We start from the raw sequence: 23,491 nt of genomic DNA on the forward strand, positions 1-23,491 counted from the left end.
CCATGGGCGAACTCGCACCGGACACGGCCGACTCGATAGGCTCCCTCGTCCAGCGGCTGTTCGACACCCGGGACGACGGCCTGCCGTTGCTGATACACCGGCAGGAGACGGTCACCCGCGCGGAGTTACGTGAGCGGGTGGCCAAACAGGCCGCCGTGTTCGCCGGATACGGCATCGGCCCCGGCAGCACCGTCGGCCTGCGGACACCGCCCAGCTTCACCCAGGTGGAGGTGCTGCTCGCGCTGTGGCGGCTCGGCGCCCAGGTGCTGCTCCTCGACTTCCGGCTCAAACCGGCCGAGGTGGAGGCCCTCTGCGCGGTCTGCCGGCCGCAGTTCCTCGTCGGCGCCGGGTCCAACGTCCGGGCGGCGTTCGGCTTCCGGCCCGAGTACGAGGTCACCACCGAGTGCCACAGGTCCGGCCGGCCGGCCGCCACCGGGCACCGGCTGGTGCAGTTCAGCTCGGGCTCCACGGGACGGCCGAAAGTCATCGGCAGGACCGTACGGTCGCTCGCCGCCGAAGTGGACGCGTTCGCCACGGTCCCCGGCATGCCGGGGGAGGGCGACCGGCTGCTGCTGCTCAGTTCGACAGCGCACAGCTTCGGTCTGATCGGCGGACTGCTGCACTCACTGGCGGCCGGCGCCTCCGTGGTGTTCGCGCCCCGCGTCTCGGCCCGCGACATCCTGCGGACCGCGGTGGACCACCGGGTCACCGCACTGTTCGGAGTGCCGACGCACTTCGAACTGCTCGCGTCCGCCCTCGATCCCCCCGCCCTGCCCGAACTGCGGATCGCCGTGTCGGGCGGCGAGCTGATGCCCCCGCGGGTGGCGGCGCGGTTCGCCGAACGGTACGGCGTCCCGGTGGGCGAGGCCTACGGCACCACCGAGACCGGCATCGTCGCCATCGACGTCGCCGGCGCGCTGCGGCCCTCGGTCGGCCGGGCCGCACCGGGCGTGGTGGTACGGCAGTACCGGGGCGAACTGGACGTGGCGCTCGCCGAGTCCCCGTATCTCTTCGACTCGGGCGGTTCGCAGTACGCGGACGGCTGGCTGCACACCCGGGACCGGGCCACCGTGGACGACACCGGGGCGGTCAGCGTGCACGGCCGGGCCGACTCGCTCGTCGTGACCGGCGGTCTGAAGGTGGATCTCACCGAGGTCGAGCACGTGCTCCGCGAGCACCCGGCGGTCGAGCAGGCGGTCCTGGTCCACGAGGGCGTGACCGAGGCGTATGTCGCGGTGGCCGCCGACACCGAGGAGCCGTCCGCGGAGGAGCTGCTGCGGTGGTGCCGGGAGCGGCTGGCCGACCACAAGCTGCCGCGGGTGATCCGGCTGCTGGAGACCATGCCGCGTACGTCCAACGGGAAGCTGCTGCGCCAGGCGGCGGCGTTGCGGGCGGCGGCGGGCGGTGCGTCGTAGGCCGGCCCCGGCCGCCGAACACCTTCCGCACGATCCCCCGATTCCCTCATGCCCCCGATCCACCCACCGGTACCTCTCACTGGAGTTCTCCGACCATGAGCACATCGACCCTGGAAGAAGAGATCCGCGAGTTCGTCCTGACCGCGGTCGTCGACGAGATGAACATCCTGACCAGCCGTGAGGGCATCACCGACGAGAGCCCCGTGACCGTCGGCGGGCTGGACGTCGACTCGCTCAGCCTGATCGAGCTCACGATGCGGCTGGAGTCCCGGTTCGGCGTGGAGATCCCGGACACCGACATCGAGCCGCTGGCCTCCCTGACCCTCGGCGGACTCGTCGCCGAGGTCGTCCGACGCGGTGCGCGGGCATGAGCACGGAAGCCTCGCCGTCCCTCATCACCACCGACACGGTCCGGCGGTTGCTGTCGGACCGCAAGGTCTTCCCCGGGCTGCCCGACGACCTCGGCGAGGACGCCGAACTGGTGCTGGACTCCCTCGGGCTGGTGTGGCTGCTCCATGTGGTCGAGGAGCGTTACGGCCTGGTCGTCGAGCCCACCGACGAGGACATCGCCGGGCTGACCTCACTGCGGCGGCTCACCGGATATCTGCGCGCGGCACAGACGGGCCGGGCGGAAGGGAGCGGCCGGGATGAGCGGTGACGTGACGATCACCGGCTTCGGCATACGTACCGCGTTCGGCACGGGCGCCGATGCCCTCCGGCGCGGGGTCTTCGCGGGGGTCCCCGCCTTCCGCCCCACCACGCGGTTCGACACCGGCCCGTACCGGACACCCATGGCCGCCGCCGCCCCCGACGGACCCGATGCGGTCGAGGACTGGGCCCTGCGCCACGCACTCGCCCGCTGCGGCACGGCAGCCCTCGACATGGCCGGCCTCGGCCCGGGCACGGAGGCGGCGATCCTGCTCGGGGTCGCCGGCGACCACACCAGCGTGACGCGGTACTGGCGGAACCGGCCGGAGGCGGCCACGTCCGTATCGGGGGGTGCCGCTGAGGACGAGGGCGCGGGGCGGAACGGGGGCGTCGTTCCGAACGGGACTGCCGGCGAGGGCGTGGGCGGGCACGCGGGTGTTGTGCTCGATGGCGCCGCGGGCGCGGACGCGGGCCGGAACGGGGGCGTTGTCCCGAGCGGCGTTGCCGGTGAGGGCGTTGTCCGGAGCGGGGACGTTGTCCGGAACGGTGCTGCCGGTGAGGGCGTGGGCGGGCACGTGGGTGAATGGCTCGATGGCGCCGCGGGCGCGGACGCGGGCCGGAACGGGGGCGTTGGCCCGAGCGGCGTTGCCGGTGAGGGCGTGGGCCGGAACGCGGGTGTCGTGGCTGGGGGCGGGTCCGGTGGGGAGCCGGGCGGCGGAGCCGCTGCGCGGTTCGCCGACGCCGTGCCCGCGCGGCTCGCCGAGTTGCTGGCCGGGCGGCTCGGGCTCACCGGGCCCCGGCTCACCTTCACCAACGCCTGTGTCGCCTCCGCGGCCGCGCTCATCCACGCCTGCCGGCTGATCTCCTCCGGCCGGATCGACGTGGCGGTCTGCGCGGGCGGCTACCTCGTGGAGGAGGAGACCTTCGGCAAGTTCGACTCCGGCCGGGCACTCTCCCGCGACGGCATGGTGCGCCCGTTCAGCGCCGACCGCAGCGGGCTGCTGCTCGGCGACGGAGTCGCGGCCGTCGTACTGGAGTCCGCCGAGCACGCCCGGCGGCGCGGTGCCCGGCCGCTGGCGTCCGTGCCGGGCTGGGGCGCGGCGACGGACGCGCACCACATCGCCCAGCCGCATCCCGAGGGAGCCGGCCTGGCCCGGGCCGCACGGCAGGCGCTGCGGCTGGCCGGCGACCCGGACGGGGCGGCTCTCGGCTATGTCAACGCCCACGGCACCGGCACCCGGTACAACGACGGCGCCGAGACCCGGGGGCTGCGAGCCGCCCTCGGGAAGCGGGCCGATGCGATCCCGGTGAGCTCGACCAAGAGCACCACCGGGCACCTCCTGGAGGCGGCGGGCATCGTGGAGTTCGTCATCACGATGCTGGCCCTGACGGACGGTGTGCTGCCACCGACCGCCGGGTTCACCAGGCCCGACCCGGAGTGCGACCTCGACTGCGTGCCGAACCGGCCGCGCCGGGCCGACCCACGCCGGGCCCTCACCATCAACGCCGCCTTCGGGGGCGCCAACACCGCACTCGTGCTGGAGCGGCCGTGACGACGGACAAGCCCGTACCCCGCTCACCCCTCGGCGTCATGGAGAGCGCCACCGCGACCCACGGCACCGGGCGCCCTGACGACATCGAGCTGCCGAGGCTGCCCGGCTTCGTGGAGTCGGCGTTCAGCCCGCTGGCGTACGAGGTCGCCAGGCGGTGCCTGGCCGAACGGCCCGATGGGGGCACCCCCGGGGGAGACTCCCGGACCGCCGTGGCGCTGGCCGGCCTGATGGGCGACACCACCACCGCCGATCTGGCCAGCCGTCGTATGGTCGCCGGGCGCGTCCACAACCCGCTGCTGTTCATGCAGGCCACCCCCAACTCCGTACTGGGCCACATGAGCCGGGAGTTCGGGATCACCGGGCAGATGTTCAGCATCTCCACCCTGGACGACGCGCTGACCGAACTGCTGGCCATGGCGGATCTCCTGCTGGAGGACCCGGAGCTGGACCGGGTGCTGGTGCTGGGTGTGGAGCTGGGCGGCGGAGAGCGGGCCGCCGCCGTGCACCGGGAACTGGACGTCGGCGACCACCCGTTGGCGGACCTTCCCGCGAACGCCGGAAGGGCGGCCGCGCTGCTGCTCACCCGTCCCGGCGCCGGGACTCCCGTCACGGTCCGGGCGGACGAGACACCCGGCCGCGACACCGGGACCGCCGCCTGCCCCGGAAGCATCCAGGGCCTCTTCGATCTGGCCGCCGGCCACCGGCGGTTGACGCGGGACGGCGGCGGCCACCTCCTGGTGACGCCCCCGCAGGCGCCCGCGTTCGTCCTCACGTCCGACTCCGAGGCAAGGAAGGAGACAGAAGCCCATGCTCATCAGTAGGCAGGAGCGCGCCCGGATCTGCTCCGACACCGAACTGGGCGCCGGCAACGTCCTGGAGCGCCTGAGGGCGTACGGCCGCCCGCTCGACGAGCCGGTGCTGCGCACGGACGGCAGCTGGCAGGCGCCGGGCGGCAGCCGTCCGGGGGTGCTGACGCTCGGGCAGCTGATCGAGGCGGTCGAGACCTACGCGGGCTGGTACGCGGCCCGAGGAGTGCGGCCCCGCGACCCGGTCGCCGTGCACTCCCACTCCAGCACCGAGTTCGCGGTGAACTTCCTGGCACTGACGTCCCTCGGCGCGATCCCCTCGTTCGTCAACGGCAACCTGGCCCCGGAGACCGCCCGGGAGTACGTGCGCGGCCAGGGGGCGGTGGGCGCCTTCACGGACCCGGAGCACCAGGCGGTGCTGTCGGGACCGGGCCTCGGGTTCTGCGTCACCGCCGCCGGCATCCGGCCCGGGGACCGCGCGGCCCTGCCGTCGTCGTACCCGTACCGGCACGACCCCACCGACCCGGTGCTCATCTCGCACTCGTCCGGAACCACCGGCACCCCCAAGGGGGTTCCGCACACCCACCGGACGCTGATGTACGCGCAGGTGCACCGGCTGCGCTACTCCACCGGGACCGACATGGAGCGCACCCTGGTCGGGCTGCCGGGCGCGCACAACGCCATGGTGGCGACACTGCTGTACTGCCTGCTGCTCCGCACGGACATCAAGCTGCTCTCCAGCCGGCGCGGCAGCGATGTGCTGGACGCCATCGAGGAGTTCCGGCCGACCACGGTGCTGGCCTTCGCCGGGACCTTCGGCGAGATGGCCGCAGAGGACCTGACCGATCGCCGGCTGGACAGTGTCCAGGTGTGGTTCAACACCGGGGACGCCGCGCACGAGGCGCACATCCGGGCGCTGGTGCGGTACGGCAGCCACGAGAGGATCGGGCGCGATCTGCGCCGTACCCGGGTGGAGGGCTCCGTCTTCGTGGACGGGCTCGGCTCGTCCGAGGCGGGCTACTCCGTCTTCCACAACCGGCACACCAAGGACACCTCGGCCTACTCGCGCTGCGTCGGCAAGCCGATCAGCTTCGCCGAGGCCGCCGTGCTCGCCGAGGACGGCACCCCGCTGCCACCGGGGCGGATCGGCCGCCTCGGCCTGAAGTCGCCGACCCTCACGCCCGGTTACTGGAACGACTCGCTGACCTGGAACCGGCTGCGGCTGGGCGGCTACTGGCTCACCGGGGATCTCGCCCACCAGGACGAGGACGGCAACTTCTACCACCTCGACCGGGCGCCCGACGCGATCCGGACCCGCGACGGGCTCCTCTTCAGCACCCGGACCGAGGAACTGCTCCTGCGGGAGCTGCCCGAACTGGCCGACTGCACGGTCGTCGGGGTGGCCCCCGAGGGCGTACGGGCGGACTGGGACGGCGGGGGAGAGGCCGAGGCGTACGCGCTGCTTCAGCTCGCGGACGACGGCGCCCAGGCCGGCGACGGCGAGTCCTGGACCGGGCGGGTCAACGCGGTCCTGGCGGCCGCCGGGTTCCCCCTGGTGGCCAGGGCCCTGCGGATGGAGCCCGACGAGGTGCCCAAGGGCGCCACGGGCAAGGTCCTCAAACGCGTGATGCGCGACCGGTTCGCCGCAAGGGGGCAGGAGTGAGCAACGGCGGGACCGACCACCGGGCGCGGACCGTGGACGCGTACCGACTGTGGTGGCAGCACGACGCCCACTGGTACCAGGGGGTGGCCGGGCGCTTCGGGCAGGAGGCCGCGAACGAGATCAACGCGGAGGCGATGCGCAAGGTGGCCGTGCACGTCGGGCAGCGCGTCGCCCGCCGGTCGGGCCCACTGCCCGACAGCGGTGACACCGGCAAGGACCTGGAGGAACTGCGCCGCCGCTACGACGAGTGCGGTGACCGCATGTTCCCGCCGGAACTGCGCAACGCCTCCACCGAGGTGGAGGGCGACGACGGAATCGTCCTCACCCTGCGGCGGAACTTCGCCATCACCATGGTGCGGATGGCCGGTTCGCTGGAGGGCTACCGGTGCCCCTGCACCGACATCCACGCGGGCTGGTCCGAAGGGCTCGGCGTGGCCCTGACCGAGAACCGGGCCGAGAGCTGTCTGCGCGACGGCGACAAGGCCTGCCGTCTGCTGATGCGGGTCGCCCCGGACCGGGAGGGCTGAGCGGTGCGGGTACTGGTCGCCGGTGCCTCCGGAGTGGTCGGGCATCCGCTGGTCGGCGCGCTGCGGGCGCGGGGGCACCAGGTGAGCGCCCTGGTACGGGACGCCACCCGGGCCCCGGACGCGGACGAGACCGTGGTCGCCGACGCCCTCGACCGCGCGTCCCTGCTGCCGGCGGTCGCGGCCGTCCGGCCCGACGTGGTCGTGCACCAGATGACGGCGCTGCGGCTGCTGCGCGACGATCCCGCGGGCGCCTTCGAGCGGACCGCGCGACTGCGCACCGAGGGCACCGCCCACCTGGCCGAGGCGGCCCGGGCGGCCGGAGCGCGGCGGCTGGTCGCGCAGTCCATCGCCTTCGCCGCGGCCCCGGCCGGGGCTCCGGTCCTCGACGAGGACGCACCGCTGCACGTGGACGCCCCGGACCCCGGCTGGGCCGCCACCGTACGGGCCGTCGCCGAACTCGAACGACTGGTCCTGAACGGTGCGGGCCTGAGCGGCCTGGTCATCAGGTACGGCACCTTGTACGGCCCCGGCACCGCCTACGCCCGTACCGGCGGAACCGGGCAGCGGGTGCTGGCCGGGAAGCTCCCACTGCCGGAGGGCGGGGCGGGGATCACCTCGTTCCTGCATGTGGAGGACGCCGTGGCAGCGACCGTGGCGGCCGTCGAGTCGGAGGCCACCGGCGTCCTGAACATCACGGACGACGAACCGGCTGCGGCCGCCGAGTGGCTGCCGCACTACGCCCGTGCGCTGGGCGCTGCTGTCCCGCGCACGGTTCCGGCGGCGATGGCGCCCCGGCTGCTCGGCTGGTTCACGGCCCATCAGCTCACCGCGGCACGGGGCGCGTCCAACGACCGGGCGCGTACGACGCTGGGCTGGAAGCCGCTGCGGCCCAGCTGGCGTGACGGGCTGGGGACGCCATGACCGGGCCCGGCGAACCGGCCGCCGTCCCGTCGCGGCCGGCGGCCGTCCTCCTGGTCGTCGTCTGCGCCCAGATGCTGATCTGGCTGGACACCTCGATCCTCAACGTCGCCGTCACCACCCTGGCCGACCCGGTTGAGGGCCTGGGCGCGACGCCCGCCGAACTGGAGTGGGTGGCGAGCGCCTACACCCTGGTCTTCGCCGGCGGTCTCTTCGCGGGCGGCGCGCTGGCCGACCGGTTCGGCCCCCGGGCCACCCTCCTCGCCGGACTCGCGCTGTTCGGCGCGGCCTCCGCCGCCGGGGCCTTCGCGGGGAGCCCGGCGTGGCTGGTCGTGGCACGCGCGTTCATGGGCGCGGGCAGCGCGCTGCTGATGCCGGCGACCCTGTCGGTGATCGTGCAGAGCACCCCGGAGGCGAAACGTACCCGCGCGATCGCGATCTGGAGCTCCTCCAGCGGTCTGGGCGTGGCCGTCGGCCCGGTGGCGGGCGGGGCGCTGCTCAGCAACTTCTGGTGGGGATCGGTGTTCCTGGTCAATGTGCCGATCGTCGCCCTGTGCCTGGCCGGAGTCGCCGCCGTCGTACCCGAGTTGAAGGGGCCCCGGCGCAGAGCGCTCGACCTCCCGGGCCTCGCCCTGTCGGTGCTCGGCCTCGGCGGCGTGGTCTACGGGATCATCGAAGCCGGCGACGGACAGGCCTGGTACGGGCCGCGCGTCCTGCTCCCGCTGGCCCTGGGCGGCGCCCTGCTCCTCGCCTTCGTGGCCGGTCAGCGCAGGTCCCCGGCGCCCAGCCTGGACCTGCGGCTCTTCCGGCAGCCCGGCTTCACGGCCGGGAGCGTGGTGCTGCTGATCGCGTTCATGGCCCTGGCCGGGCACCTGTTCTACGCCGCCTTCTATCTGCAGGGGCCCCGCGGGCTCACCCCCGCCGAGGCCGGCACCGTGATGATCGCCGCCGCGATCGGCATCGTCCTGGGCAGTCAGGCGTCCCCGGCGCTGAGCAGGCTGCTGTCGGCCCGGTGGACGGTCGCGGCCGGCGTCCTGGCCACGGCGGCCACCTACGTCGCCTACGCCTGGCTCGACGGGCGCACCCCCATCCCGGTCATCGTCGCGCTGTTGTGGATCCAGGGCTTCGGGATGGGCCTGGTCGGAACGCCCGTCACGGCCGCGATGATGCGCGGGGTGCCACCGCATCTCGCGGGCGCGGGCTCGGCCGTCAACAGCGTCACCCGCCAGGTCGGCGGAACGCTCGGGGTGGCGATGGCCGGTTCGATCCTCTCCGGCGTGTACCGGGAGCGGATGGCGGACACCGAACTGCCCGGCACCGCACAGGGACTGGACCCGGCCGCCGAGGAGCAGGCCCGGGCCTCCGCCGAGGCGGCCCGCTCGCTGGCCGGTTCACTGCGCCTGCCCGAACTGGCGGCCGCGGCGGACCGGGCCTTCCTCGACGCGATGTACACCGCCACCCTCGCCGTCGCCGCCCTGGCCCTCGTCGGATGCGCGGTGGCCGTCGCAGGGCTGCGGACCCGAGCACCGCGACATGAGAGCACACAGGACAGCGACAGGACAGGAGAGGGAAGCCATGCCGGTGCGGGCAACGAGCCGTTCAGTCTTCGTCACCGGGGGAAACAGGGGGATCGGGCTGGCCATCGCCCGCCGTTTCGCGGCGGCGGGAGACCGGGTGGCGGTGACCTTCCGAGGTGAGGAGCCGCCCGCTTGTGAGGGCTTCCTCGCCGTACGGTGCGATGTGACGGACAGCCATCAGGTGGACCGGGCCTTCACGGAGGCCGAGGAAGCCCACGGTACGGTCACCGTCCTCGTCGCGGGCGCGGGCGCCGCCAACGACCGCCTGCTGGTGCGGATGAGCGACGCCGACTTCACCTCCGTCATCGACATCAACCTCACGGGTGCCTTCCGCGTCGCCCGGCGAGCCGTGCGCGGGATGCTCCGCGAAGGCCACGGCCGTATCGTGCTGGTCTCCTCCACGTCGGCGCTGCACGGCGCACCCGGGCAGACCAACTACGCGGCGGCGAAGGCCGGGCTGGTGGGGTTCGCGCGGTCGCTGACCCAGGAACTCGGCCCCAGGGACATCACCTGCAACGTGGTGGCGCCCGGCCTCACCGAGTCGGACATGAGCCGCGCCCTCACCGCCCGCCAGCGCGAGGACCTGCTGCGCCGGACCCCGGCCGGCCGCCTCGCCCGCCCCGGGGAGGTCGCCGACGCGGTGGCGTTCCTGGCCGGTGCCGGGTATGTGCGCGGCGCCGTCGTCCCGGTGGACGGAGGCGCCGGGCTGGGGCACTGAGGGCGGGGTGTCCCCCTGATTCAGGCCAGGTTGCGTTCGAGAGCCCTGACGTAGTTGTTCATGAAGTGGTCGCGCACTCCGTCGCTCGCCGGGGCGAAGGCGTCGGCGGTCATGCCGCCGGCACGGTCGACGAACCCGGTGACCAAGGGCAGCGTGGTGTGCACCTTGCCGTGGGAGTCGATGTACCGCAGGGCCTCGACGTGGGTGAAGGCCGGCTCCGGGGGCATCTGCGGAACGATGTCGTTGTTGTTGACGAACCGGTAGAGCCGGTCCTTGAAGCCCTTGTTGCAGGCCTTGGCGAGCAGCCGGTCGCAGGTACGCGGCTGGCCGAAGGTGTACACGCCGTCGGCCCGCAGCTGCGGCTCCTCCAGGTACATCCGGCAGCCGGCCAGCATGGCGAGTGCCCCGCCCAGGCTGTGGCCGGTGAACCAGACCGACTGCTCCTGGTCGCGCAGGTCGGCGAGGCCGTCCCGGACCGTGGGGAAGATCGACTCCAGGGCCTCGCCGAAGCCGTGGTGGATGTATCCGGTGCCTGCCGGGCCCGGTACGGGCGGTGTGACGGCGTCCGTGAGCCAGTCGCGGATCTGCACCGGTTCCGTCCCCCGGAAACCGATGATGATCATCCTGTCACTGGCCATCGTGTACGCCTGGGTGTCCTCCAGCGGAAACGGCGGCGTGAACCGCGTCTCGTGATGGAGCACCCGGTTGAACCCCCACTGCCGCGCCCGCTGCTCGATGGTGGCCCGGTCCTTGTAGGCCAGGTCGGACGCCTTGGCCATCCAGTAGGCGTGCTGAAGGCTGTATCCGGTGACGGAGTGATCGATGCTGTGGGGCGCAGACACCAGCGGGTCCTTTCCCGGGTGCGGCGCTCGGCGGCTGAGGCGAGCCGCGGAAACGGCACCCTGAGGTGGCGGGGGAGGCAGCCCCGTCCTATCGCGGGCAGGGGGCCGCTTTCGTGGCAGCGCGCCCCGGGGTCACCCGGACGGACCGCCGGCGTGACCGGGACGCTCCTGCGGCACGTGCGGCCGGGTCATCCCGTGCCGTACAGCGTCGTGAGCAGTTCGAGCGCGGCCTGGGCGGCGGGATGCGGTTCGTCCCGCCACCAGGCGAGGCGCACCGCGATCGGCTCGGCGTCGCGCACCGGCCGGTAGACGATGCCGGGGCGCGGGTACTGGTGCGCGGTCGACTCGGCCGTCATGCCCACACACCGGCCCAGCGAGATCGCGGTCAGCCAGTCGTCGACGTCGTGGGTGGCCCGGGTCGCCGGAGGGGAGTCCGGTGGCCACAGCTGTGTCGTGGTGGTGCCGGTCCGCCGGTCGATCAGCAGCGTGCGTCCGCCGATGTCGGCGAGCCGCACGGAGCGGCGGCGGGCCAAGGGGTCGTCGGAGGCCATCGCGCACAACCGTCTTTCCAGGCCCACGATGGCGGAGTCGAAGCGGCGGTCGTCCAGTGGCCTGCGGACCACGGCCAGGTCGCAGGCCCCCTCCGCGAGCCCGGCGGTGGCGGAGTTGACGCGGACGAGCCGCAGCTCCGTCTCCGGGCGCGTGTCGGTCCAGCGGCGCTGGAACGCCAGCGTGTGGCGGCCCACGGCCGACCAGGCGTAACCGACCCGCAGGCAGGCATGACCCGAGGTGGCCTCCTGGACCAGATCGTCCACCTCGCCGAGCACCCGCCGGGCATGCCCCAGCACGCGCAGCCCCGTTCCGGTCGGGCTCACCTCGCGGGAGGTCCGCCGCAACAGCCGTACCCCGAGAACGCGTTCGAGGGAGGCCAGCGTGCGGGACACGGCGGCCTGGGAGACTCCGAGCGCGATGGCGGCATCGGTGAAGCTGCCCTCGTCCACGATCGCGACGAGACAGCGCAACTGCCGCAGCTCCACATCCATGACTGCAGCGTATAGATGGCGCCCCGGATGCATTTTGCGCAACCCCCGGGCAGTCTCAGGATCGGGTCATGCACGCAGCCTCCGCACCGACGCCGGCGCCCGCGCAGGGAACCGTCACGGCGTCCTCCGCCCCGGAACTCGGCACCCCGGAACTCGGCACCCCGGAACTCGGCACCCCGGAACTCGGCACCCCGGCTCCCGGCGTCCCGGACGCCGGTGGCAAGCGCCTCGCCGGTGTGGTCACCATGTTCGGCAGCGGTCTGTCCAATCAGACCGGCGCCGCGATCGGTTCCCTGGCCTTCCCCGTCCTCGGACCGGTCGGTGTCGTCGCCGTGCGACAGTACGTCGCCGCGATCGTCCTGATGGCCGTCGGCCGCCCCCACCTGCGTACCTTCACCAAGCGCCAGTGGTGGCCGGTCCTGCTGCTGGCCCTGGTGTTCGGGACGATGAACCTGTCCCTGTACAGCGCCATCGACCGCGTCGGCCTCGGCCTCGCGGTGACGCTGGAATTCCTCGGGCCTCTGAGCATCGCCCTCGCCGCGTCGCGCCGCCGTGTGGACGCCTGCTGCGCGCTGATCGCCGCGGCAGGCGTCGTCACCCTGATGCGGCCGCAGCCCTCCACCGACTACCTGGGAATGGGTCTCGGACTGCTCGCGGCCGTCTGCTGGGCGTCGTACATCCTGCTCAACCGCACCGTCGGCCGGCGCATCCCCGGAGTGCAGGGATCGGCCGCCGCGGCCGGGGTGTCCGCCCTGATATTCCTGCCGGTCGGCATCGTCCTCGTCGTCGACCACCCGCCGACCGCGGGGTCCGTGGCCTACGCCCTGGTGGCCGGCGTCCTGTCCTCGGCCGTCCCCTATCTGGCCGACCTCCTCACCCTGCGCCGTGTCCCGGCCCGGGTCTTCGGGCTCTTCATGAGCGTCAACCCCGTGCTGGCCGCCGTGGTCGGCTGGATCGTCCTCGGCCAGAACCTGGGCTGGACGGAATCGGCCGCCGTCGCGGCCATCGTGGCCGCCAACGCGCTCAGCATCCTCACCTCACGCGCCTGAGCCCCACACGAGGAACCGGGCCACCACGGTCCCCCGCGAACGCGCGGCGGGGCAGTGGTGACCCGGCTGGAGGGGGGTCAGCGGGTGAAGGTGGTCCGGTGTTCCTTCAGGGAGCCACAGTTGGAGCCGACCACCTGGACGTACACGTTGGCGATGTTGCCGCCCCAGTCGACGCAGAGGCCCTTGCCCCGGACGTAGGTCGGTCCGGCGTACGACTTGAAGAGCCCCGCGTCCGAGTCACCTTCCTCGGTGTCGGGGACCCAGACGTACGCGGACATGTCCACGGCCGCCCCCGGGTTGTTGCGGATGGTCGTGACGCAGTTGTGTCCGTTGGACGCGTTGTACGTGAGGTAGACCGTGCCGAGCGTGCCGACGGCCGCCGAGTTCACGGTCTTGTAGCCGCTGCCGCAGACCTTCTGCGGAGTGGTGTTGGGCGCGGCGGACGCGGGCGACGCCAGGGCGGTCATGGTTCCCGCCGACAGCGCGGCCACGGCGGACGCGGCCAGGACGGAACGGATGAATCTCATATTTCCCCCTTGCAACTCTTCGAGGTGGTTGCTCCTGCATGGTGTGACCCGCAGGGGATTCAAAGGGTTGTGCGCCAACTCCCGGGAAATTCAGGCGAGATGTGGCGAGCGCGAGCGAGAATCCGGTCCGTGGGGCCGGCCGGGCCGGAAGTCCCGGCGGCGGGTGCCCGAGTGTGCCCAGCCTCTTCCGGCTTTACTCACGGGTCGCTTATGGCGCACGCGACGTGCAGAGGATCTGCGCAGGGGTGTCACACGGGCTGCACACGGCTCTTCCAAAGTCTCGTTAGCGTTACGGCTCGATCCCACCAGTCAGATCGGGAAGACCACACATGGACTACTGCTCCTCGTGCCGTCGGCACCTCAACGGCGCCTTGGTCTGCCCGGGGTGCGGCGCCTACGCCCCGGACATCGACCCCTCCGCCGCCGACGGCCGTACCGGCCCTGCCGCGCCTCCCGTGTGGCGTGAGGGCAATGTGTGGGACGACCGGACGGTGTGGGACGAGAACCGGGCCCGCACCCGGGAGCTCCACCTCGGGTACACCGGGTCGCCCGGAGTCCACGAGGCCCCGGTCACGGACCCGGCCGGGGGCCCCGAGATACCGGACACGGACCCGTCCGACGGACACGGCACCGCCGCGGCCGACGACTACCGGGTCCCGCAGCAGGGGCGGGCGGCCCGGCGTCGTCAGCTGGCACGCTGGAAGAAGAACCAGCGCCGGGCCGTGGTGGCGACCGCCGTCGCGCTCGTCGGCGGCGGCCTGACCGTCGCCGCCATGAAGGGGGACTCGACTCCCGGCGTCCAGGCGGCCACGACGCCGGAGGACACGACCATGGGCGGCGCCGGCGGAGAGGCACCGACGTACACCGAACCGACGTCGACCCAGCGCGACACCCCGCGTTCCACGCCCACGCGGCCGGGGACCGGCAAGGCCCCGCACCGCGAGCAGGCCCGGACCACAACGCCCCGCACTTCACCGGCGGACCCGAGGACGGACGCGGCGGCCACGCCCCGCGAGCTGCCGCTGACGACCCCGCGGCAGCGGACCACCGTCCCGAGCACCGCCGACACGGTCACCGGAAACGCCGGTGCGTCCACGTCGAAGGTCACCGAGCGGACGACACCCCCCGCCGAGAGCGGTGCGGACACACAGCAGCCCTCGGACCCCACGACCCCGCCGGCGGCGAGCCCCACACCCACCGCTCCCTCGAACTCGGGATCGGGCTCGAACTCGGATTCCGACTCGAAGTCCAAGGAGCTCTGCCTGCTCGTCATCTGCCTGGGCTGAACGACGAGAGGGCGGCCGCCGAAATCCGGTGGCCGCCCGCGGCCCGCTCTCCGTACCTTCGGGCGCATGGCTGACGAGTGCTTCCGGCATCCGCGGCTCGCCGCGGTCTACGGTCGCTCGCGGCAAGCCCGGTGGCGAGCGGGTGCGGTGGATCCATGGCGATGCGACGGCCCTGCCGCCCCTGACCGCCGACCTCGCGACGATGACGGGCAACGCGGCCCAGGAGATCACCGACCCCGAGGACTGGCGTGCGTTCCTGCGAGGGGCCCGGGCCGCTCTGCGGCCGGGAGGCCGCCTGGTCTTCGAGACGCGGATCCCGGCTCGCCGCGCCTGGGAGGAGTGGAATCGCGAGGCCACGTACGCGGTGGCGGACGTCCCCGGAACCGGCGCCGTCGAGCACTGGGTCGAACTGCTCGACGTGTCCGGCCCGTTGGTGACGTTCCGTGGGGTCTATCGGTTCGCCGCGGACGGACAGGTGCTGACGTCGCAGTCGACGCTGCGCTTCCGCGAGCGGCTGGAGGTCGAGACCGAACTCGCCGCGCAGGGCTTCGTGGTGGAGGACGTACGTGACGCGCCCGACCGCCCGGGGAAGGAATTCGTGTTCGTCGGACAACGCCCGGAAACCGCCCGCTGAGACGGCCCCGTCGGCTCTGCGCAACCGGAATCCGCCCGTACAATCCTCGCGACCAAATCGGGGGCGTCAGCATCGGGGGAATCCGTTGTGGAAACGATCATCGTGCAGTTGCCCGGTCCCGCACAGTGGGACGGGGACGGGGCGGGCAGTCCCGAACTGATCCACCTGGGGCCCGGGGACATCGCCGACTTCGGACGCGGCATGCCCGGCGGCACGGGAGTGCGCATCACCCTGACCGACCCCGGCGTCTCCCGCCGCGCCGGGCAGCTCGAGGCGGCCGGGGACTACTGGCGGCTGTCCAACTTCAGCCGCAGCGTGTCGTACGTCGTGGAGAACCTGGAGGGAGCCGGCGAGTACCTCACCGTCGCCCCCGGGCGCCTCGGCGCGCCCGTGCCCTTCGAGTTCTCCCGGGTGGTGCTCCCGGCCCTGTCCGGCAATGCCGCCTTCAAGGTGTTCGCTCCCCAGCACGCCTACCTCGGCGAGCGGTCTTCGCCGGGCGGCGGGGAACAGACCGTCCACCCCTTCGCCCTGGACCCCACCTCCAAGTACTTCCTCGTCCTGGTGGCCCTGTGCGAGCCCCGGCTGCGCGATCCCTCCGACTCGGCGCTGCCCGGCGTCGGGCAGATCGTGGAGCGACTGCGGCCATTGGCGTCCTGCCGGGACCTGACCCGCTCGGCGGTCAATTACCACATCGACTATCTCGCCTTCGCCAAACTGCGCCTCGATCTCGGCGAGGAGAGCGCTGCCGGAGCCGACGGCGGCCGCACCGGCGCCAAGCGCACCCGGCTCGCCTCGGTCGCCCTGCGCTTCGGCCTGGTGCGTGAAGAGCACCTCGGCCTGCTGCCGCCCCGCAGCGCCGGGCGCCTCGCCCCGCAGGAGGCCGGCGCATGACGACACCCGACGCACAGGACCCCCAGGAACTGCGGGACGACGACCTGGAAGCGACTCGCCCCCGTCTCCCCGAGGGCTTCCGGATCGACGGCTGGGAGCTCGGCGCGATCATCGGCTCCGGCGGCTGGGGGACCGTGTACGAGGCCCGTACGGTCGCCGACGGCACGCCCGCGGCGGTGAAGGTGCTGCCGACCGGTGCCCTGGGCCCCGGCCAGCGCGCCGCGCTCGGCGAACTCGTGGCACGCGAGGTCCGCTTCAGCGCCGAGGCCGACCATCCGCACCTCGTCCGGACCCACGCCGTGTGCACCGTCGAGGCGCCGGAACTGCCCGGCCTGGACGGTGCGATCGCGCTGGTGATGGACCGTGCCGAGAAGAGCCTGAAGGACGTACTGGACGCCGCCGGGAGCGGCCGGCCGATCGACGGCGCCGAACGCGTCCTGCGCGGGGTCGCCGCCGGACTGGCCCATATGCACGACGCCGGCTGGGTGCACGGCGACCTCAAACCCGCCAACGTCCTGCTCGGGCCGGGCGGGCAGGTGTGGCTGGCCGACTTCGGGCTGGCCACCGAACTCGACGGCACCCACGCCCATCTGCCGCCGCTCGGCACCCTCGACCATCTGCCGCCCGAGTGGTGGTCGCAGCGCACCGGCACCCGGGGCGCCGTGGTCCGGCCCACCGCCGACATCTGGGCCTTCGGCGTCCTCGCCCACCAGGTGCTCACCGGCGGACTCCATCCCTTCGCGGGCGCGACGGCCCGGGCCCGCTCGCTCGCCGCCCAGACCTACGCGCGCGGCACCGCACCCCTACGGCTCGACGCCGACCTCGCCGACGGCACGCGCCGGCTGATCGCCGACTGCCTGGCACCGGACCACACCACCCGTCTCCCGCACACCGCGCGCGACATCGCCGCCCGGATCGAGGTCATCGCCGGCGCTCCGCGCCGCCGCCGGCGACGCCTGGTGCCGGCCCTCGCGGCCGGGCTCGTCGTCCTGACGGCCGGAGCGGTCGCCGGCGTGGCCCTGCTCGGCGGAGGCGCCGGCACCCGGGACGACGACCGTGACAACGGTGTCTCCGCCGCCGCGACCGGCGCGCGAAGACCGGTGCCGGGTGAGATACCCGCGGACTCCGACGTACCCGAGGCGCTGCGCCCCGTCATCGCCCGCGCCGCCCACCGCTGCACCGACGAGGAGATCACGCCCGTCCTGCTCGCCGCGCTGATCAAGGCGGAGAGCGGCTTCGACACCAACGCGTCCCGCCCGGAGAGCGACGAGTACGGCGTCGCCATGTGGACCCCGTCGGTGTTCCGCGCCTGGGCCGTGGACGGTGACGGTGACGGCGACAAGGACCACATGTCGCCGCCGGACGCGATCGCCACGATGAGCCTGTACGTCTGCTGGCTCGACCAGCGCTTCAAACAGGCAGGGCTGCCGAAAAAAGACCTTCCCGCGCTGGTCGCGGCCGGCTACCGCACCAGCGACCGCACGGTCATCGAGGAGGGCGGCGTGCCGCCTCGGGTACGGCCGCACGTGGACAAGGTGCTGCGCTACCTCGAAGCCTACGAGCGCTGACACCTCGGCACGCGCGAGCGGTGGGCCGGACCCGTCAGGGCCCCGCCCACCGCTCGTCCCCCGCTCCCGTCACGGCCGCGCCGAGGCGCACTCCGGGACGTTCGGCAGCCGGTTGTCCGGCGAGCTGACGTAGATGTTGGAGATGTAGCCCCCGTACTGGGGCAAGTAGGCCCACCACTCGTTGGTGTAGGGCGGCACGCTGACCACCTGGCCACGGACCTGACACCCCACCAGCACCTCGACTCCGGCGGGGAGTTGAGTGACCCGGGCATCGCCCGTGGCCGGACCCTTGCGGACGTTCACGAACTCGCCCCAGGTGCCGAACCACGTCCCGGAGGGCCGCACCCCGCCCGGCACGTTCAGCGAGCGGGTCAGCCGGCCGAGGTCGGTGTAGGCCTTCCCGTACGACGTCCCGACCGGATGCAGCGTCAGCACGGCCACGATCGCCCGATCGTCCGCGCCCACCGTGCCGGTGGTGTGCAGCGCGGGACGGGTGAGGTCCACGGCCGCGGCGGCTTTGACGGCGGGAGCGGCGGCCGGTTCTGCCCCGGCCGTGGTTCCCGAGGCGCCGCACGTCCCCTTCGCGTACTTCCCGGACCAGCCCTGCTTCACCGCCCAGGGCCGCTCGAACGACCCGGCGACCCCGAAGTGCTGGTCGAAGCGGTCCGAGGCGCAGCGTGTGGAGCGCCGCAGATTGTCCATGACGAAGTCGCGGACGGGCGCGGGCGCCTTGTCCAGGAGGTAGCGGTAGATCGTCACGGTGTCGCGGGCCGACAGGGCGGTGTAGCCCCAGTAGCCCTCGTACCCGGCGGGCGGCGGCGCGGTGTCGCGCAGGCCGAGCCGGGCGGACATCCGGTCGATGATCGCCGAGCCACCGTAGTTCGACCAGTAGTGGTCCGCGGCATCGTCCCGACTGCTGCGCAGCATCGGCTCCAGGCGGGCCCGGTCGGCCTCGGGGACCGTGTGGTCGGGCCCTCGGTCCCACAGGAAGTCCAGGGCCAGCAGCAGTTTGACGACCGACGCGGACCGGAACCGCGCGCTCTCATCGACCTGTTCGGTGAAGGTGCCGGTGCGGCGGTCGAAGACCGCGACCCCGGCGGTGACGCCGTCCGGGATCTGGACGGCCTCGGCGCCGCGGCCGGCCTGAACGGCCGTGGCCGGCCGGGGAACCGCCGTCGCGCCGCCCGGGAGCGACACGATCGTGACGACGGTCGCGAACGCGGCGGCGCCGCGCAGGAGTGTGCGCATGGTTGCCCTTCATGGTCGCCCGAGTGTCCGGCGGGACGTGCCCCCCCCGCGCCGCCACATTAGGAGGAGGCGCGGGGCGTGCGGTCCTGACGTATGTCAGGGAGCCCCCGAAACGAGACGACCTGGGTGTTCGACCCTGATAAGTGTCAGGTGTCGTGGATGTGGTGACGGCCCTTACGGTCACGACCAGACCACCCGTCGACGACGAAAGAGAGCTCATGAGCCGCCGATCGCTCAGGACACTGCTGGCCGCCGGGGGCGCCGCCGCTGTGATGGCGCTCCTCCCCACCTCCGCCCAGGCCGCGCCGTACTCGGGCGGCAATTACGGGGCCTACGGCCAGGAGGGGCAGTACCCCACCACCTCCTTCTGCTCGGGCTCGTTCCGGCAGATCGGGCCCACCAAGTACGCCGAAGGCATGGCCCTGAAGTACTTCTACTCCGACAAGTGCGGTTCCTTCGCCCGGATCGAGAGTTCGAGGCCCGGCTGCGCGGCCGTGCTGCAGCGCTCCAACAGCGGCGTGGGACGGGTCGACGGATGGGTCTCCGAGACCGTCGACGCCGGCATCAACTACGCCTACACGCAGATGGGCAACAACCTCAACGGCCGCGTCTCGCGCGCGCTGCTCTCCTGCGACGGCCACGACCTGACCTCGACCGGCTGGTACTGAGCCGCACCCACCACGCAGGACGACAAGAAGGAGTCAGTCATGCGCAGACACATCCGGCGCGCCGCGTGTCTCGCCCTGGCGGGTGCGGCCCTGATGCTGTCGCCCGTCACCGCCAACGCCCAGGAGCAGGCGCCCGCTTCGGACACGTCCACGCAGCGGGTGCAGTCCCGGGGCGGCTACTTCCTCGGTGACGGCGTCAACATCCGCAGCAGGCCCGTGGACGGAACGATCCACGGCCAGGGGTACTTCCGCGAGACGTTCACCGCCCACTGCTGGAACGGCGACGGTCACTGGATCTACCTGACGGCCCACCGGGGCAATGTCACCGGCTGGGTCAAGGTCGACTACGTCTATTACACGGACATGGGCCCGATGGGCTACTGCTGACCGGCACGAGCCTGCGGCGGGTCACCGAATTCCCGGTGACCCGCCGCAGGCGTGTGGAGCGATGGTGCGTCAGCAGTCCGGGACTCCGGCGATCTTCTCGCCGCCCCGGATGTACAGGTTGTTCACCCAGGCGATGTCACTGCCCGAGAACTCCATGACGGCGGTCCACCAGTTGTTGGTGCCCACGGCCGGGTCGTGCACCGTCTGGCCCTGCGTCTGGCACACGGCGTCCGCCCACCACTTCGAACGGACCGCGAGACGCGGGGACTCGGTGGTCGGCTGCTGGCGCAGATTGACGTCGGTGGCCCAGATGTAGACGTCGGTGAGGGTCGGGTCGCCGTTGTTCGCCGCGGCGGCCGGGGCCGCCTGGGCGGTGCCGGCCAGCGAGCCGACGACGAGAGCGGTCGCGGCGAGGCCCATGGCGGTACGGCTGATCAGTCGCTTCATGTGTCTGTCCCCCGTAGGACGATGGTGTGGTCGGGAGTGGTCATGAGGTGGGTCAGCAGCGCGCCGAGGCCGGCAGGTCGCCGTACTCGTTGCCCTTGAGGTACACGGCGCTCACGTAGCCCTCGAGGAGCTTCACCCAGACGTCGTTGCTGTAGCCGTTGTCGGTGATGCGCTCGCCACGGGTCCAGCAGTAGGCGCCGAGAGGCTGCCCCGCCGGGCTGGTGGTGATCTTTCCGTAGGAAGTGCCGGGCCCGTAGCGGACGTTGACGTTCTCGTACGGCACGACCGCGTAGGGCGCCGCTTTGACGCGGGCGACGCCCTCCTGGCCGGCGGCCGACGCCGCGGCGGTTCCCGCGGTGAGCGGGCCGAGCAGCGCGAGCGCCCCGGCGCCGACGAGCGCGGCCCTGGCGAAGATACGAGTGGACATGTCGAGTTCCCCCTGAACTGATGTGCAGCGATGCGGCTCGTGGCCGACGCTCAGCACTGTAGGGAGACCCGGGGCGGCACGGTCCCTGACAATTGTCAGGGTTGTCCGGGACGGCAGGGACGCGAGCGTTCGGCCACCCTGCCGGACGCGGCCGAAAACCGCTCGACGCCCCTCACCGCCTCTGTCTACGATCCACGGCGCGGCATCGCGTGCCGGTCACCGGCCGGGTGAGGCATGGAGGCGCCGCGGAGATGCCCGTGGAGGCATTGACCAGTGTCAGTCGAGTTCAATCACACCATCGTCCTGTCCCGTGACCGGGAGAAGTCCGCTCGTTTTCTCGCGGAGATCCTGGGCCTCGAGGTCGGGGCACCGGCCGGAGTGTTCCTGCCGGTGACGACCGCCAACGGCGTCACGCTGGACTTCCTCACCATCGACGCCGACATTCCCATGCAGCACTACGCGTTCCTCGTCTCCGAGGAAGAGTTCGACGAGGCCCTCGCCCGTCTCGTCGCGGCGCGGATCCCCATCCAGGCCGACCCGCACGGCAATCAGCCGCGCCGCATCAACCGCCACGACGGCGGCCGAGGCGTCTACTTCCTCGACCCGGCGGGCCACGGCCTGGAAATCATCACCCGCCCGTACGGCACCGACCCGGCCTCCCCGCTGAACGGCGTCACGGAGGACGTGCCCGGGGCGGTCTGAGCCGGCCCGGAAACCACCCTGTCGGCCCCGGTCAGCCGCCGTCCGCCTTGAGCGGCAGGCGCGGCGCACCGGGGCCGGCGTCCGGTGCGTGGTCTCGGCGGGGAAGCAGGAACGGGGTGGTGAGGAGGAGGGCCCCGGCGAGGGCGAGGGCCGTGCGGGGGCCGGTCAGGCCGGCCAGCAGGCCCCACAGCGCGGTCACGGCCGCGAGGGTGGCCTTACCGGTGGCCGACCAGGCGGACAGGGTGCGGCTGACCCGGCCCGCGGGGGTCCGCTCGAGGCGGTACGTGGCGAACACCGGGTTGAACACGGCGCAGCAGGTGATCAGCCCGAACTCGACCACCATGACCAGCGCCAGCCCGGCCGCGCCGGGGCCGACGAAGGCCAGTCCCAGCGACCAGCCCGCCCGCAGCACCCCGGCCGTGCGAAGAACCCGGTGCCGGCCGAATCGTTCGACGAGCCGTGGCGCCAGCCGGGAGCCGAGCAGGCCGCCGGCGCAGGGCACCGCGAAGGCGAGGGCGTACTGCCAAGGGGCGAAGCGCAGGTGATCGACCATCAGGACCAGGAGCGGTGGCGAGGCCGCCATGACCAGGGCGTTGAACAGGACCGTGTTGAAGAACAACGGGCGCAGGCCCGGATCGGCCAGGATGTATCGCCAGCCGTCGAGCAGGTCGCCCGCCCGGGGCCGGGTCCCGGCGGACAGTGACGGGGCAGGGGGTTTCTCGCCACCGCCCATCGCCCCGATCCCGAACGCCGAGAGCAGGTAGCTCACCGCGTTCGCCACCACGCTCGTCACCGGGCCGAACAGCCCGATCGCGGCCCCGCCCAGCGGCGGCCCGACCATGCTCGCGGTCCAGTTCGTCGCCTCGAACCGGCCGTTCGCGACCAGCAGGTCCCGCCGGGGCACCAAGTCCTTCAGAAACGCCCCGGCCGCCGCGTTGAAGGTGATGTCGGCCGCCGCGACGGCCACCGACACCAGCAGCAACTGACCGAAGCTCAGCCGGCCCAGCGCGAACGCCACGGGGATGCTCAGCAGCACCACGCACCGGACCAGGTCCGTCGCGATCATCACCGGCCGTTTCCGGCGGACCTCCACCCACGGCCCGAGCGGCACCGACACCACCGCGCCTACCGCCGGTCCCGCCGCGGCCAGCAGCGCCACCTGCGTCGGCCCCGCGTGCAGCACGAGGACCGCGATCAGGGCGAACGCGTCGAACGCGAGCCACGTACCGGCCGTGCTGACCGCGTAGGCCCCCCACAACCACCCGAACCGCCGCCCCAGCGACCGCCTGCCCGCCATGCCCGGCGCACACTCCCAGCTCCCGCGGACAACCCGGTGTTGACCGGGAGCCATCCAAGCGAGGACCGGGCCGGGCAAGCAAACAACCGTCCGTCACCCGAGCCACAACCAACCGTTGTGCCTCGACGGTGCGGATGCGTGGCCCGTGTCAGCGCTGGTACAGCCCCACCAGCGTCCCGTCCGCGATCCGGTGCTGCTCGACCTCCCGGTGCACCTGCTCCGCGCCGGGCGCGTCGGGCAGGACGCACGGTTCGGACAGGGCGTAGAGCCGGAAGAAGTAGTGATGGGCGTCGTCACCCGGCGGGGGATGCGGGCCGCCCCAGCCCTGCTGCCCGTAGCTGTTGACGAGCTCCGTGCCGCCCGGCGGGCAGTGCCCGGCCTCGACGCCGTCGCTGTGCGGGTCGATGCCGACCACGACCCAGTGCGCGAAGGTGCCCGACGGGGCGTCGGGATCCTCGCAGAGCAGGAGCAGCTCCGCCGCGTCGTCCGGTACGCCGCTCCAGGCCAGCGGCGGGGAGACGTTCGGTCCCTCGTACGAGTACCGGCGCGCGATGAAGGAGTGGTCGTTGAACGCGTTACTGCTGAGTTCGATGCCGGTCATATGGCCCGGGGTACCCCCGCGGGACCCGGACATGCGGTGGAGGGCGATC

Annotated in this window: 25 protein-coding genes and 1 pseudogene; 18 read left to right on the forward strand and 8 right to left on the reverse strand. The window is 72.8% G+C overall.

What is annotated here, in order from left to right; all coding sequences use genetic code 11:
• Positions 1-2: 2 nt before the first annotated feature.
• The 10 genes from AC07DF_RS07590 to AC07DF_RS07635 all read left to right on the forward strand — a co-directional run bounded on the left by AC07DF_RS07590 (position 3) and on the right by AC07DF_RS07635 (position 9,825).
• Positions 3-1,415 carry a class I adenylate-forming enzyme family protein gene (locus AC07DF_RS07590; protein WP_478967929.1) on the forward strand — a complete coding sequence of 471 codons (1,413 nt, stop codon included), beginning with the start codon at positions 3-5 and terminating at the stop codon, positions 1,413-1,415.
• 95 nt (positions 1,416-1,510) lie between these two features.
• On the forward strand, positions 1,511-1,786 hold the full coding sequence (locus AC07DF_RS07595; protein WP_478967931.1) for an acyl carrier protein: 276 nt from the start codon (positions 1,511-1,513) through the stop codon (positions 1,784-1,786).
• The gene (locus AC07DF_RS07600) at positions 1,783-2,073 is read left to right on the forward strand and encodes an acyl carrier protein (protein ID WP_478967932.1); all 291 of its coding nucleotides are present in this window, start codon (positions 1,783-1,785) and stop codon (positions 2,071-2,073) included. The genes AC07DF_RS07595 and AC07DF_RS07600 overlap by 4 nt, the downstream gene beginning before the upstream one ends.
• Positions 2,063-3,616 carry a beta-ketoacyl-[acyl-carrier-protein] synthase family protein gene (locus AC07DF_RS07605; RefSeq protein WP_478967934.1) on the forward strand — a complete coding sequence of 518 codons (1,554 nt, stop codon included), beginning with the start codon at positions 2,063-2,065 and terminating at the stop codon, positions 3,614-3,616. The genes AC07DF_RS07600 and AC07DF_RS07605 overlap by 11 nt, the downstream gene beginning before the upstream one ends.
• Positions 3,613-4,437, forward strand: a complete 825-nt coding sequence (locus AC07DF_RS07610) for a hypothetical protein (RefSeq protein WP_478967936.1) — start codon at positions 3,613-3,615, stop codon at positions 4,435-4,437. Before AC07DF_RS07605 ends, AC07DF_RS07610 begins: the two co-directional genes overlap by 4 nt.
• Complete coding sequence (locus tag AC07DF_RS07615; protein WP_478967938.1) at positions 4,424-6,085, forward strand: class I adenylate-forming enzyme family protein; 1,662 nt, start codon at positions 4,424-4,426, stop codon at positions 6,083-6,085. Before AC07DF_RS07610 ends, AC07DF_RS07615 begins: the two co-directional genes overlap by 14 nt.
• Entirely contained in the window at positions 6,082-6,612 is a 531-nt protein-coding gene (locus AC07DF_RS07620) for a hypothetical protein (RefSeq protein WP_478967940.1), read from the forward strand. Before AC07DF_RS07615 ends, AC07DF_RS07620 begins: the two co-directional genes overlap by 4 nt.
• A 3-nt stretch (positions 6,613-6,615) precedes the next feature.
• Positions 6,616-7,533 (forward strand): NAD-dependent epimerase/dehydratase family protein, encoded by a 918-nt coding sequence (locus AC07DF_RS07625; RefSeq protein WP_478967942.1) that lies wholly within the window; start codon positions 6,616-6,618, stop codon positions 7,531-7,533.
• Entirely contained in the window at positions 7,530-9,227 is a 1,698-nt protein-coding gene (locus AC07DF_RS07630) for an MFS transporter (protein ID WP_478967944.1), read from the forward strand. Before AC07DF_RS07625 ends, AC07DF_RS07630 begins: the two co-directional genes overlap by 4 nt.
• Positions 9,112-9,825 carry an SDR family oxidoreductase gene (locus AC07DF_RS07635; protein WP_478969442.1) on the forward strand — a complete coding sequence of 238 codons (714 nt, stop codon included), beginning with the start codon at positions 9,112-9,114 and terminating at the stop codon, positions 9,823-9,825. Before AC07DF_RS07630 ends, AC07DF_RS07635 begins: the two co-directional genes overlap by 116 nt.
• Before the next feature lie 20 nt (positions 9,826-9,845).
• On the opposite strand, the gene AC07DF_RS07640 is transcribed toward AC07DF_RS07635, so the two are convergent.
• Together AC07DF_RS07640 and AC07DF_RS07645 are read right to left on the reverse strand one after the other, a co-directional pair.
• Positions 9,846-10,667 carry a lipase family protein gene (locus tag AC07DF_RS07640; protein ID WP_478967946.1) on the reverse strand — a complete coding sequence of 274 codons (822 nt, stop codon included), beginning with the start codon at positions 10,665-10,667 and terminating at the stop codon, positions 9,846-9,848.
• A gap of 188 nt (positions 10,668-10,855) precedes the next feature.
• Positions 10,856-11,710 carry a LysR family transcriptional regulator gene (locus AC07DF_RS07645; protein ID WP_478967948.1) on the reverse strand — a complete coding sequence of 285 codons (855 nt, stop codon included), beginning with the start codon at positions 11,708-11,710 and terminating at the stop codon, positions 10,856-10,858.
• Positions 11,711-11,778: 68 nt separating this feature from the next.
• On the opposite strand from AC07DF_RS07645, the gene AC07DF_RS07650 reads away from it, so the two are divergent.
• On the forward strand, positions 11,779-12,759 hold the full coding sequence (locus AC07DF_RS07650) for an EamA family transporter (RefSeq protein WP_478967950.1): 981 nt from the start codon (positions 11,779-11,781) through the stop codon (positions 12,757-12,759).
• 77 nt (positions 12,760-12,836) lie between these two features.
• Here the strand turns inward: AC07DF_RS07650 and AC07DF_RS07655 are convergent, their stop codons facing one another.
• Positions 12,837-13,286 carry a spore-associated protein gene (locus AC07DF_RS07655; protein ID WP_478967952.1) on the reverse strand — a complete coding sequence of 150 codons (450 nt, stop codon included), beginning with the start codon at positions 13,284-13,286 and terminating at the stop codon, positions 12,837-12,839.
• A 329-nt stretch (positions 13,287-13,615) separates the two neighbouring features.
• On the opposite strand from AC07DF_RS07655, the gene AC07DF_RS07660 reads away from it, so the two are divergent.
• The 4 genes and pseudogenes from AC07DF_RS07660 (at position 13,616) to AC07DF_RS07675 (ending at position 17,665) form a co-directional block, all read left to right on the forward strand.
• Positions 13,616-14,572, forward strand: a complete 957-nt coding sequence (locus tag AC07DF_RS07660; RefSeq protein ID WP_478967954.1) for an SCO2400 family protein — start codon at positions 13,616-13,618, stop codon at positions 14,570-14,572.
• A gap of 112 nt (positions 14,573-14,684) precedes the next feature.
• Positions 14,685-15,206: pseudogene (locus tag AC07DF_RS07665) on the forward strand (class I SAM-dependent methyltransferase); the annotation flags it as partial.
• Positions 15,207-15,293: 87 nt separating this feature from the next.
• The gene (locus AC07DF_RS07670) at positions 15,294-16,097 is read left to right on the forward strand and encodes a serine/threonine protein kinase (protein WP_478967956.1); all 804 of its coding nucleotides are present in this window, start codon (positions 15,294-15,296) and stop codon (positions 16,095-16,097) included.
• Positions 16,094-17,665, forward strand: a complete 1,572-nt coding sequence (locus tag AC07DF_RS07675) for a serine/threonine-protein kinase (protein ID WP_478967958.1) — start codon at positions 16,094-16,096, stop codon at positions 17,663-17,665. Before AC07DF_RS07670 ends, AC07DF_RS07675 begins: the two co-directional genes overlap by 4 nt.
• 69 nt (positions 17,666-17,734) lie before the next feature.
• On the opposite strand, the gene AC07DF_RS07680 is transcribed toward AC07DF_RS07675, so the two are convergent.
• Positions 17,735-18,913, reverse strand: coding sequence for a hypothetical protein (locus AC07DF_RS07680; protein WP_478967962.1), 1,179 nt, complete (start codon positions 18,911-18,913; stop codon positions 17,735-17,737).
• A 218-nt stretch (positions 18,914-19,131) separates the two neighbouring features.
• On the opposite strand from AC07DF_RS07680, the gene AC07DF_RS07685 reads away from it, so the two are divergent.
• Both AC07DF_RS07685 and AC07DF_RS07690 read left to right on the forward strand, forming a co-directional pair.
• On the forward strand, positions 19,132-19,581 hold the full coding sequence (locus AC07DF_RS07685) for a hypothetical protein (protein ID WP_478967964.1): 450 nt from the start codon (positions 19,132-19,134) through the stop codon (positions 19,579-19,581).
• A 39-nt stretch (positions 19,582-19,620) separates the two neighbouring features.
• Entirely contained in the window at positions 19,621-19,968 is a 348-nt protein-coding gene (locus AC07DF_RS07690; protein WP_382485850.1) for a hypothetical protein, read from the forward strand.
• A 69-nt stretch (positions 19,969-20,037) separates the two neighbouring features.
• Here the strand turns inward: AC07DF_RS07690 and AC07DF_RS07695 are convergent, their stop codons facing one another.
• Both AC07DF_RS07695 and AC07DF_RS07700 read right to left on the reverse strand, forming a co-directional pair.
• Positions 20,038-20,415 (reverse strand): peptidase M23, encoded by a 378-nt coding sequence (locus tag AC07DF_RS07695; RefSeq protein WP_478967966.1) that lies wholly within the window; start codon positions 20,413-20,415, stop codon positions 20,038-20,040.
• A gap of 52 nt (positions 20,416-20,467) precedes the next feature.
• Positions 20,468-20,842: an SH3 domain-containing protein gene (locus tag AC07DF_RS07700; protein ID WP_478967968.1), complete on the reverse strand. Its 375-nt coding sequence runs from the start codon at positions 20,840-20,842 to the stop codon at positions 20,468-20,470.
• Between the two features lie 273 nt (positions 20,843-21,115).
• Between AC07DF_RS07700 and AC07DF_RS07705 the strand changes: the two genes are divergently transcribed.
• Positions 21,116-21,544, forward strand: a complete 429-nt coding sequence (locus AC07DF_RS07705) for a VOC family protein (RefSeq protein ID WP_478967970.1) — start codon at positions 21,116-21,118, stop codon at positions 21,542-21,544.
• A 31-nt stretch (positions 21,545-21,575) separates the two neighbouring features.
• On the opposite strand, the gene AC07DF_RS07710 is transcribed toward AC07DF_RS07705, so the two are convergent.
• Both AC07DF_RS07710 and AC07DF_RS07715 read right to left on the reverse strand, forming a co-directional pair.
• Complete coding sequence (locus AC07DF_RS07710; RefSeq protein WP_478967971.1) at positions 21,576-22,841, reverse strand: MFS transporter; 1,266 nt, start codon at positions 22,839-22,841, stop codon at positions 21,576-21,578.
• A 148-nt stretch (positions 22,842-22,989) separates the two neighbouring features.
• Positions 22,990-23,442 (reverse strand): YbhB/YbcL family Raf kinase inhibitor-like protein, encoded by a 453-nt coding sequence (locus tag AC07DF_RS07715; protein ID WP_478967973.1) that lies wholly within the window; start codon positions 23,440-23,442, stop codon positions 22,990-22,992.
• Positions 23,443-23,491: the final 49 nt, after the last annotated feature.

It is taken from the genome of Streptomyces sp. NPDC044719, assembly GCF_056433405.1.